The organism is Burkholderia sp. Ac-20384 (genome assembly GCF_017104605.1).
Classification (GTDB): domain Bacteria; phylum Pseudomonadota; class Gammaproteobacteria; order Burkholderiales; family Burkholderiaceae; genus Burkholderia; species Burkholderia lata.
In genome coordinates this window covers 1-10,344 of the sequence record NZ_JAAGPE010000307.1, presented here as the reverse complement: position 1 = coordinate 10,344, position 10,344 = coordinate 1, and the positions used below count along the sequence as shown (strand labels likewise).

Annotated in this window: 9 protein-coding genes; 7 read left to right on the top strand and 2 right to left on the bottom strand. The window is 67.9% G+C overall.

Going from position 1 to position 10,344, the window contains the following annotated elements:
• Together G3O00_RS34960 and G3O00_RS34955 are read left to right on the top strand one after the other, a co-directional pair.
• A partial coding sequence (locus G3O00_RS34960) for a heavy metal translocating P-type ATPase (protein ID WP_206145715.1) occupies positions 1-1,885 on the top strand: 1,885 nt, incomplete at its 5' end.
• Between the two features lie 10 nt (positions 1,886-1,895).
• On the top strand, positions 1,896-2,267 hold the full coding sequence (locus G3O00_RS34955; RefSeq protein WP_206145714.1) for a zinc ribbon domain-containing protein: 372 nt from the start codon (positions 1,896-1,898) through the stop codon (positions 2,265-2,267).
• Between the two features lie 90 nt (positions 2,268-2,357).
• Here the strand turns inward: G3O00_RS34955 and G3O00_RS34950 are convergent, their stop codons facing one another.
• A complete protein-coding gene (locus G3O00_RS34950; RefSeq protein WP_206145713.1) occupies positions 2,358-3,236 on the bottom strand; it encodes an AraC family transcriptional regulator in 879 nt (292 codons plus the stop codon).
• Between the two features lie 277 nt (positions 3,237-3,513).
• Here G3O00_RS34950 and G3O00_RS34945 point away from each other — a divergent pair, with 277 nt between their 5' ends.
• The 4 genes from G3O00_RS34945 to eutC all read left to right on the top strand — a co-directional run bounded on the left by G3O00_RS34945 (position 3,514) and on the right by eutC (position 8,856).
• Positions 3,514-4,977, top strand: a complete 1,464-nt coding sequence (locus tag G3O00_RS34945) for a mechanosensitive ion channel (protein WP_206145712.1) — start codon at positions 3,514-3,516, stop codon at positions 4,975-4,977.
• 187 nt (positions 4,978-5,164) lie between these two features.
• The gene (gene eat / locus G3O00_RS34940) at positions 5,165-6,577 is read left to right on the top strand and encodes an ethanolamine permease (protein WP_174935531.1); all 1,413 of its coding nucleotides are present in this window, start codon (positions 5,165-5,167) and stop codon (positions 6,575-6,577) included.
• A gap of 90 nt (positions 6,578-6,667) precedes the next feature.
• Entirely contained in the window at positions 6,668-8,065 is a 1,398-nt protein-coding gene (locus G3O00_RS34935; protein ID WP_206145711.1) for an ethanolamine ammonia-lyase subunit EutB, read from the top strand.
• Positions 8,062-8,856, top strand: coding sequence for an ethanolamine ammonia-lyase subunit EutC (gene eutC / locus G3O00_RS34930; protein WP_174935536.1), 795 nt, complete (start codon positions 8,062-8,064; stop codon positions 8,854-8,856). The genes G3O00_RS34935 and eutC overlap by 4 nt, the downstream gene beginning before the upstream one ends.
• A 71-nt stretch (positions 8,857-8,927) precedes the next feature.
• Here the strand turns inward: eutC and G3O00_RS34925 are convergent, their stop codons facing one another.
• Positions 8,928-9,812 (bottom strand): LysR family transcriptional regulator, encoded by an 885-nt coding sequence (locus tag G3O00_RS34925; RefSeq protein WP_206145710.1) that lies wholly within the window; start codon positions 9,810-9,812, stop codon positions 8,928-8,930.
• A 155-nt stretch (positions 9,813-9,967) separates the two neighbouring features.
• Here G3O00_RS34925 and G3O00_RS34920 point away from each other — a divergent pair.
• A partial coding sequence (locus G3O00_RS34920) for an MFS transporter (RefSeq protein ID WP_206145709.1) occupies positions 9,968-10,344 on the top strand: 377 nt, incomplete at its 3' end.

Here is a 10,344-nt window from a genome sequence, read left to right as displayed (position 1 = left end):
GTGGCCCCTGGCGCTGGCCGGCGTTGCCGCGATCGCGTCCGAAGGCGCGACCTGGGCCGGCCTGCCCGTGTGGCTGTCGGCGGCGCTTGCGCTCGCGGCGGTGCTCGCGTGCGGGCTCACGACCTACAAGAAGGGCTGGATCGCGATCCGCAACGGCAACCTGAACATCAACGCGCTGATGAGCATCGCGGTGACAGGCGCGATGGCGATCGGCCAGTGGCCGGAAGCCGCGATGGTGATGGTGCTGTTCACGATCGCCGAGCTGATCGAAGCGAAGTCGCTCGACCGCGCCCGCAATGCGATCCAGGGCCTGATGCAACTCGCGCCGGACACCGCGACCGTGCAGGACGCCGACGGGTCGTGGCGCACGGTCGAGGCCGCGCAGGTGGAGCTCGGCGCGGTCGTCCGCGTGAAGCCGGGCGAGCGGATCGGGCTGGACGGCGAAGTCGTCGCGGGCCGCTCGACGGTGAACCAGGCGCCGATCACCGGCGAGAGCCTGCCCGTCGAAAAGACGACCGGCGACGCCGTGTACGCGGGCACGATCAACGAATCGGGTTCGTTCGAATATCGCGTGACGGCCGTCGCGGCCAACTCGACGCTCGCGCGGATCATCCATGCGGTTGAGGAAGCCCAAGGCGCGAAGGCGCCGACGCAGCGCTTCGTCGACCAGTTCGCACGCGTCTACACGCCGATCGTGTTCGCGGTCGCGCTGCTGGTTGCCGTGGTGCCGCCGATCGTGATGGGCGGTGCGTGGCACGACTGGATCTACCGCGCGCTGGTGCTGCTCGTGATCGCGTGCCCGTGCGCGCTGGTGATCTCGACGCCGGTGACGATCGTGTCGGGGCTCGCGGCCGCGGCGCGGCGCGGGATTCTCGTGAAGGGCGGCGTCTATCTGGAAGAAGGGCGCAAGCTCGCGTGGCTCGCACTCGACAAGACCGGCACGATCACGCACGGCAAGCCGGTGCAGACCGACTTCGACCTGCATGCGGACGACGCCGATGCGGCACGTGTGCGGTACCTCGGCGCGAGCCTCGCGGCGCGCTCCGATCACCCGGTGTCGCAGGCGATCGCAACTGCGGCGCGTGACGCCGGCACGACGGCCTTCGCCGATGTACAGGATTTCGAAGCGATCGTCGGGCGCGGCGTGCGCGGCACGATTGACGGCACGCGCTACTGGCTCGGCAACCACCGGCTCGTCGAGGAGCTCGAGCGCTGCTCGACGGCCCTCGAAGCGAAGCTCGATGCGCTCGAGCGGCAGGGCAAGAGCGTCGTGGTGCTGGTCGACGAAGCGCGCGTGCTTGGCATCTTCGCGGTGGCCGACACGATCAAGGACACGAGCCGCGAGGCAATCGCGGATCTGCATGCGCTCGGCATCCGCACCGCGATGCTGACCGGCGACAACCCGCATACCGCGCAGGCGATCGCGCAGCAGGCCGGCATCGACGACGCACGCGGCAACCAGTTGCCGGAAGACAAGCTCGCGGCAGTCGAAGAACTGTCGGCCGGCGGTGCGGGCGCGGTCGGGATGGTCGGCGACGGGATCAACGATGCGCCGGCGCTCGCGCGTGCCGACATCGGCTTCGCGATGGGCGCGATGGGCACCGACACTGCGATCGAGACAGCCGACGTCGCGCTGATGGACGACGACCTGCGCAAGATTCCCGCGTTCGTGCGGCTGTCGCGTGCGACGCATCGTGTGCTGGTGCAGAACATCGGCTTCGCGCTCGGCGTGAAGATCGTGTTCCTCGGCCTCACGGTCGCGGGGCTCGGCACGATGTGGATGGCGGTCTTCGCCGACGCGGGCGCAAGCCTGATCGTCGTGGCCAACGGTTTGCGGCTGCTGTCGTCCTCGGGGGCGTTCGGCAGCGCGCAGGCCAAGCGTTGAGGAGCAGGCGATGAGCTTTCTGAAACGAATCCTGGGTGGCCACGGCGGTGGTCATGGCGGCGGGCACGGCAACAACAGCGGCCACGGTGGCGGGCATCACGGCGGGCAGCGCCAGGACGGGCAGGGCGGCCACGATGCGCGCGGTCGCGATCGCTACGGCTGGGGCTGGCAGGCGCCGGCCGATAGCCGAAGCGGGCAGGCCGGTGGCAACGTGCCGCTGAGCCAGCTCGCCTGTGCGGGTTGCGGCGCGCTCAATGCGTCGGATGCGCGTTTCTGCGCGCAGTGCGGTGCCGCGCAACGCGGCAAGTCCTGCAGCCGCTGCCACTCGGCGCTGGCGGATGACGCGCGGTTTTGCCCCGGGTGCGGGACGCAGGCTGCGTAAGGCAGTTTGTCGGCCATTCGCGCCGGCGGCGTGCGAACGCCGGCCGGCGCGTTTCGTTTCAGGGCCGGTGCGGGCGCACCAGCCCTTCGATCAGCGCAGCGGCAGGTAGATCTCGGTGCGCAGGTCGGCTGGCGCCGCATCCATCGGCGTATTGAGGTACAGCTCGAACGGCGGCGCGTCGGCGGCTTCGCGGCCCGAGTGACGCAGCCAGTCGCCGTAGAGCCACTGGTACGCCGTCTTCAGGTCCGCATACGGCCCCGTATGCAGCAGCACCGCGTATTCGCCGCCCGCCACCGTCGCGCGCTCCACCGGCGGCGCGGGTTCGACGTCAGGCGCACCGTCGGCCGGCATGAAGCAGGCCTTCGCGCGCAACTGCGCTTCGGGTGTCGTGTCCGGATCGTCGTAAAAAATGCCGATCATCTTCGCGCCCGGGCCGATCAACCCGTGCTGCCCGACCCACGCGCCGATCCGCATGAACGCTTCGCTGACCTTCAAGTACGAACCGGTGTGCGCCACGGCATAGCCGTGTAATTCCGGCAGCTGCCGGATATCGACTTCATGCTTGAACATGTCTTCTTCTCCTCGCTGTAACGGATAGATGGGCCGGTGGCTGCCCGTGCGCCGGTGCTGCACGGGAGGCACGCCGTATGCGTCGCGAAACGCCCGCGCGAACGCGTGCGTCGAACCGTAGCCCGCGCGCCGCGCGATTTCGTCGATCGGCCGCGCCGTGCACACGAGATCCTCGGACGCGCGCACGATCCGCATCCGCCGCACCGTCAGCACGATCGACTCGCCATACAGCGCGCGATAGACGCGCTGCCAGTGATACGGCGACAGGCACGCGACTTCGGCGAGCCGGTTCAGGTCGAGGGGGCCGTCGAGGTGCGCGTGGATGTACTCGTGGACGCGCGCCACGCTCGCCGCATAGCGAAGCCAGGCGGGCTGGTCGGGTTTCGTTGCGGCGGTCATCGGCTTGTCCGGGCGGGAACCGACGTCACGGTAGCACGGGCCGAATGGATAAATCTTGCGGAAATGCGTAGGAGGCCGACAAATCAGGCCCTTTTTTATTTCGACGAAATGGGGTCTTGCCCCCCGGCGATCTATGACTAAAGTTAAAGACGGTGAAATCGGGTGATCGCGTCATTTTTCTCGGGTAAGTTGCTCCGTCGGGGCAGCACGTTTTTCGAAGTACGCAGGTAGTTCGTCGATGTTCAATCGCAACACCACGTTTTCGGGAGAAGAAGAAATGGATGCTTCCAGCTTCATCACGTCGCTGCAGACCACGCTAGGGGGGTATCTGCCAAAGATCGCCGGCGCGATCGGCATCCTGGTGATCGGCTGGCTGATCGCCGTCGTGGTGCGGGCCGGCGCGATGCGCCTGCTCGGCGCGCTGAAGGTCGACCAGCGGATCAACGAAAGCACCGGCCAGGGCGCCTGCGTCGAGCGCATCATCGCAGGCGGCCTGTTCTGGCTCGTGCTGCTCGTCACCGCGGTGGGCATCTTCAACGTGCTCAACCTGTACGCGGTCTCCAACCCGTTCTCGCTGCTCGTCACCCACATCGTCAACTACCTGCCGAACCTGATCGGCGGCGGGGCGCTGACGCTGATCGCGTGGCTCATTGCGTCGCTGCTGCGCAGCCTCGCGAACCGCGCGCTGAAGGCGAGCAAGATCGACGACAAGCTGTCCGAAGGCGCCGGCATGCAGCCGATGAGCGGCTATCTCGGCGACGTGCTGTTCTGGCTCGTGATCCTGATGTTCCTGCCGGCGATCCTCGCGTCGTTCGCGCTGTCGGGGCTGCTGTCGCCGGTGCAGGGGATGGTCGACAAGCTGCTCGCGATCGTGCCGAACCTGTTCGCGGCCGCGGTGATCGGCATCGTCGGCTGGATCGTCGCGCGCGTGCTGCGCGGCCTCGTGACGAACCTGCTCGTCGCCGCTGGCGCCGACCGCCTCACGCAGGGCCTCGACAGCCCGACGCCCGTGCGCGTGTCGAGCCTGGTCGGCACGATCGTCTACGTGTTCGTGTTCGTGCCGACGCTGATCTCCGCGCTCGACGCATTGAAGATCGACGCGATCTCGGTGCCGGCCACCAACATGCTGAACCAGTTCCTCGGCGCGGTGCCGGACATCGTCGCGGCGATCGTGATCGTGCTCGTGACGTTCTACTTCGCGCGCTTCGTCGCGTCGCTCGCGCAGAAGCTGCTGGAAGCCGCGGGCGCCGACGGGCTGCCGGCGGTGCTCGGCGTCGAACGCGTGTTCTCGGGGATCCTGCAGCCGTCGGTGCTGGTCGCGCGGCTGATCGTGTTCTTCGCGATGCTGTTTGCGTCGGTCGAAGCCGCGAACCGGCTCGGCTTCTCGCAGGTGCGCGACGTCGTCACGCTGTTCATCGAATTCGGCGGCCACGTGCTGATGGGCGGCGTGATCCTCGTGATCGGCGTGTGGCTCGCGGGCCTTGCGCGCCGCGTGATCGAGCAGGCCGACCGCGAGCACAGCGTGCTGTTCGCGCGCATCGCGCAATTCGCGATCCTCGGCCTCGTGTTTGCGATGGGGCTGCGCGCGATGGGCATCGCGAACGAGATCGTGCAGCTCGCGTTCGGCCTCGTGCTCGGCGCGATCGCGGTGGCGGTGGCGCTGTCGTTCGGTCTTGGCGGGCGCGAAGCGGCCGGCAAGCTGCTCGATCGCTGGTTCAACCAGCGCGGCGGCGGCCGGTAAGCGTGGCAATCCGGCCGCATGGAACGCGGCCGGTGCGCAGTCGCAACGAACGCGGCCGGCATTTCCGTCAGCGAAATGTCAGCCGCGATCTTTGCCGAATTTCGATAACACGTCGTTTAATGACTCTCTAGCATCGATTCTCAGTCGCGCAGGCCGCCAGGCCCGGCGCCTTTGAGGAGAGAGTCCGATGAAAGCAGAGTCGAATGGCCGGCCCGCCGCCGGCGCCAAGTCGTCCGGCCAGCCCGCGCTGCAGCAGACGCTCGGGACCTGGCAACTGTGGGGCATCGCGGTCGGCCTCGTGATTTCCGGCGAATACTTCGGCTGGAGTTACGGCTGGGCAAGCGCCGGCACGCTGGGTTTCGTCGTCACCGCGCTGTTCGTCGCGGCGATGTACACGACCTTCATCTTCAGTTTCACCGAGCTGACGACGTCGATCCCGCACGCAGGCGGCCCGTTTGCGTATGCGCGCCGTGCGTTCGGCCCGACCGGCGGCTATCTCGCCGGTGCCGCGACACTCGTCGAGTTCGTGTTCGCGCCGCCCGCGATCGCGCTTGCGATCGGCGCGTACCTGCACGTGCAGTTTCCCGGCCTCGAGCCCAAGCATGCGGCGATGGGTGCGTATCTCGTGTTCATGGCGCTGAACATCGTCGGCGTCCAGATCGCGGCGACCTTCGAGCTGGTCGTCACGCTGCTCGCGATCTTCGAGCTGCTGGTGTTCATGGGCGTCGTGTCGCCGGGCTTCGCGTGGAGCAACTTCATGAAGGGCGGCTGGTCGGGCGCCGATCATTTCAGCGTGGGCGCGTTCCACGGGATGTTCGCGGCGATCCCGTTCGCGATCTGGTTCTTCCTCGCGATCGAAGGCGTCGCAATGGCCGCCGAGGAAGCGAAGAACCCGAAGCGCTCGATTCCGATCGCCTACGTGGCCGGGATCCTGACCCTCGTTGCACTGGCGATCGGTGTGATGGTGTTCGCCGGCGGCGCGGGCGACTGGACCAAGCTCGCGAACATCAACGACCCGCTGCCGCAGGCGATGAAGTACATCGTCGGTGCGAACAGCGGCTGGATGCACATGCTCGTGTGGCTCGGGCTGTTCGGGCTGGTCGCGTCGTTCCACGGGATCATCCTCGGCTATTCGCGCCAGATCTTCGCGCTGGCCCGCGAAGGCTACCTGCCCGAATGGCTTGCGAAGGTGCATCCGCGCTTCAAGACGCCGTACCGCGCGATCCTCGCGGGCGGCGTGGTCGGCATCGCGGCGATCTACAGCGACGAGCTGATCCAGTTCGGCGGGCAGACGCTGACCGCGAATATCGTGACGATGTCGGTATTCGGTGCGATCGTGATGTATATCGTGAGCATGGCGTCGCTGTTCAAGCTGCGCCGCTCGCAGCCGAATCTCGAACGGCCGTTCCGCGCGCCGCTGTACCCGATCTTCCCGGCGTTCGCGATCCTGGCCGCGCTCGTCTGTCTCGGAACGATGGTGTATTTCAACGGGCTGGTCGCGCTAGTGTTCCTCGGCTTCCTCGCGTTCGGCTACGCGTACTTCCTCGCGACGCGTTCGCAGCGTGCAAGTGCGCCGGGCGACGTGCTGCTGGAGGAGTGAGCAGGGTGAAGGTGAACGGCCGTCCGTGACGGCATCCGGCGCGCCCCGTCGAACGGGCGCGCCGTCGGCTTTTGGCAAGGAGACTCGCAGATGTCCTATACGGAGACGATCGGTCCGCGCACGTACCGTTTCGCGGACCTGAAGACGCTGCTCGCGAAAGCGAGCCCGCTGCGTTCCGGCGACCAGCTCGCCGGTGTCGCGGCGGCGAGCGAGGAGGAGCGCGTCGCCGCGAAGATCGCGCTCGCGGGCGTGCCGCTGAAGGCATTCCTGAACGAAGCGGTGATTCCGTATGAAGACGACGAGGTCACGCGCCTCATCGTCGACGATCACGATGCGCAGGCATTCGCGGAAATCTCGCACCTCACCGTCGGCGATTTCCGCAACTGGCTGCTGTCGCCGGCGGCCGACGGCACGGCACTCGAACGGATCGCGCCGGGCCTCACGCCCGAGATGGTCGCGGCCGTGTCGAAGCTGATGCGCAACCAGGACCTGATCGCGGCGGCGAGGAAGCGCCGCGTCGTCACGCGCTTTCGCAACACGGTCGGGCTGCCGGGCCGGATGTCGGTGCGGCTGCAGCCGAACCACCCGACCGACGACGTGAAGGGCATCGCCGCATCGATGCTCGACGGGCTGATGTACGGCTGCGGCGACGCGATGATCGGCATCAACCCGGCCACCGACAGCCTCGCGGCGATCGTGAAGCTGCTCGCGATGATCGACGGCTTTCGCGAACGCTACGGCGTGCCGACGCAGTCGTGCGTGCTCACGCACGTGACCAACACGATCGCGGCGGTCGAGAAGGGCGCGCCGGTCGACCTCGTGTTCCAGTCGATCGCGGGCACCGAGAAGGCGAACGCGAGCTTCGGCATTTCGCTCGCGCTGCTCGGCGAGGCGCGCGAGGCCGCGTTGTCGCTCAAGCGCGGCACGGTCGGCAACAACCTGATGTACTTCGAGACGGGGCAAGGCAGTGCGCTGTCGGCAAACGCGCATTTCGGTGTCGATCAGCAGACCTGCGAAGTGCGCGCGTATGCGGTGGCGCGCAAGTTCGAACCGTTCCTCGTGAACACGGTGGTCGGCTTCATCGGACCCGAATACCTGTACGACGGCAAGCAGATCATCCGCGCGGGCCTCGAGGATCACTTCTGCGGGAAGCTGCTCGGCGTGCCGATGGGCTGCGACATCTGCTACACGAACCACGCGGAAGCCGACTCGGACGACATGGATACGCTGCTCACGCTGCTCGGTGCGGCCGGCATCAACTTCATCATGGGGATTCCGGGCGCGGACGACGTGATGCTGAACTACCAGAGCACGTCGTTCCACGACCAGCTCTACGTGCGCGAGGTGCTCGGGTTGCGCCGCGCGCCGGAATTCGAGGAGTGGCTGGAGACGATGGAGATCGCCGATGCGCACGGTGCGTTGCGCGCCGCGACGTCGCGCGCGCCGCTGCTCGCGGGTGCGAACGACTGGATGGGGATTTCGGCATGAGCGATGCCGTCGAAAAGAACCCGTGGGCGCAGCTGAAGTCGTTCACCAACGCGCGGATCGCACTCGGCCGCGCGGGCAACAGCCTGCCGACCGCGCCGCTGCTCGCGTTCAACCTGTCGCATGCGCAGGCGCGCGACGCGGTGCATCAGCCGCTCGACTCCGATGCGCTGCGGCGCGAGCTCGATGCGGCCGGCTTCGCGACGCTCGGCGTGCAGAGCGCCGCGCCTGATCGCCAGCATTACCTGCGCCGGCCCGACCTCGGCCGCAAGCTGTCGGATGAAGGGCGTGCGTTGCTGGCTGCGCACGGCGACGCAGCGAGCGGTGACGGACCGGACGTCGTGTTCGTGGTCGGCGACGGGCTGTCGGCGTTCGCGGCCGCGAAGCAGGCGCTGCCGTTGCTGCAGGCCGTGCGGCCGCGGCTCGATGCGGACGGCTGGCGGATCGGCCCGGTGGTGGTCGCGACGCAGGCGCGCGTCGCGCTCGGCGACGAGATCGGCGAACTGCTGCGCGCGAAGGTCGTCGCGATGCTGATCGGCGAACGGCCGGGGCTCAGCTCGCCGGACAGCCTCGGCGTGTACCTGACGTGGGCGCCGAAGGTGGGCTGCCACGATGCGTTGCGCAACTGCATCTCGAACGTGCGGCCCGAAGGGCTGCCGTACGCGGGGGCCGCGCACAAGCTGCATTACCTGATGACGCACGCGCGCCGGCTCGGGCTGACGGGCGTCGGTCTGAAGGACGACAGCGATGCGTTGCTGCCGCAGGCGGAAGCGGAGCGGATCGGGGCGGACTGAAAAGGGGGGGGGGCGCGAGGTGTCGCTGCCGCGTCGCGGCATTCGCGCCGTTCGAGCGGCCTGCGGGAAGGCTACCTGAACAGCCGCTCGCACAGAAAGTCGACGAACACGCGCAGCTTCGGCGACAACTGGCGGCTCGACGGCCACACGATCGAGAATTGGCCCGGCGCGATCCGGTAGTCGTCGAGCACGGTAACGAGCTCGCCGTGCTCCAGCGCGTCGCGCGCGAGGAAGTCGGGCATGTAGCCGATGCCGAGCCCCGCGAGCACGGTGCCACGCAGCGCTTCCATGTTGTTGCAGGTCATCGCGGTGCGCAGCTTCAGCGGCGTGCCGTCGTCGGCCGCGAGCGCCCAGTCCTGCAGCTTGCCGGTGGTCGGGAAGCAGTAGCGCACGCACGCGTGCGCTTCGAGATCGCGCGGCGTGCGCGGGGTGCCGGCCTGCGCAAGATACGTGGGCGTCGCGCACAGCACGAACGCGAACGGGCCGAGCCGCCGCGACATCAGGCTCGAATCCGACAGCGGGCCGCTGCGGATCACCGCGTCGAAGCCGCCTTCGACGACATCGACCATCCGGTCGTTGAAATCGAGATCGAGCTCGACGTCCGGGAAGCGCTGCCGGAATTCGGGCAGCACCGGCAGCAGGAACCGGTAGCCGATCACCGGCAGGCTCACGCGCAGCTTGCCGCGCGGGCGCTGTGCGGAGGCCGTTACGGTCGCTTCCGCGTCGCGGAAATCCTCGAGGATCCGCTGGCAGCGTTCGTAGAAGTGCCGGCCTTCTTCGGTGAGCGTGACGCGCCGCGTCGTGCGGTTGAACAGCCGCACGCCGAGCGACTGCTCGAGTTTCGCGATCGTCTTGCCGACCGCCGACGCCGAGATACCGAGCGTGCGGCCGGCCGCGACGAAGCTCAGTGCTTCCGCGGTGCGGACGAAGGCGACGATGCCGGTCAGGTTGTCCATCGAATCGAAGGGTGCGCGCCGACGCACGCAGTCGAGTGAATTGCGGAATTTTAATCCGTTATATGCGGAGCTTTGCGTGGTTTTTCGCGGATTGAATCGGATTTATCTTCTGTCGCTCTGACGGCGCATCCGCGCCGGGTTTTCGAGGAGCGATGATGGATCACCCTTTTTCAGCCGCTTCGGACCTGTCGACACGCCGGCGTGCGTGGGTGCTGGCCGCCGTATGCATGGCGGCCGTCGCGCTGCCGCTATCGTTTTCGGGCGGCGCGGTCGCGACGCCCGCGATCGGCCGTGACCTGCACGGCGGGACGGTCGCGATGAACTGGATCACCAACGCGTTCATGCTCGCGTTCGGCAGCTTCCTGATGGCGGCCGGCGCGCTGGCCGACCAGTTCGGCCGCAAGCGCCTGTTCGCGATCGGCGTTGGCGGCTTCACGCTGATGTCGGTCGCGCTCGCGTTCGCGCCGTCGATGCTCGCGGTCGATCTGCTGCGCGCCGCGCAAGGGCTCGCGGCGGCGGCGGCGCTCGCGGG

Coding starts and splice junctions, on each gene's coding strand:
- G3O00_RS34955 (WP_206145714.1), top strand. CDS start 1,896: ATGAGCTTTCTGAAACGAATCCTGGGTGGCCACGGCGGTGGTCATGGC.
- G3O00_RS34950 (WP_206145713.1), bottom strand. CDS start 3,236: ATGACCGCCGCAACGAAACCCGACCAGCCCGCCTGGCTTCGCTATGCG.
- G3O00_RS34945 (WP_206145712.1), top strand. CDS start 3,514: ATGGATGCTTCCAGCTTCATCACGTCGCTGCAGACCACGCTAGGGGGG.
- eat (WP_174935531.1), top strand. CDS start 5,165: ATGAAAGCAGAGTCGAATGGCCGGCCCGCCGCCGGCGCCAAGTCGTCC.
- G3O00_RS34935 (WP_206145711.1), top strand. CDS start 6,668: ATGTCCTATACGGAGACGATCGGTCCGCGCACGTACCGTTTCGCGGAC.
- eutC (WP_174935536.1), top strand. CDS start 8,062: ATGAGCGATGCCGTCGAAAAGAACCCGTGGGCGCAGCTGAAGTCGTTC.
- G3O00_RS34925 (WP_206145710.1), bottom strand. CDS start 9,812: ATGGACAACCTGACCGGCATCGTCGCCTTCGTCCGCACCGCGGAAGCA.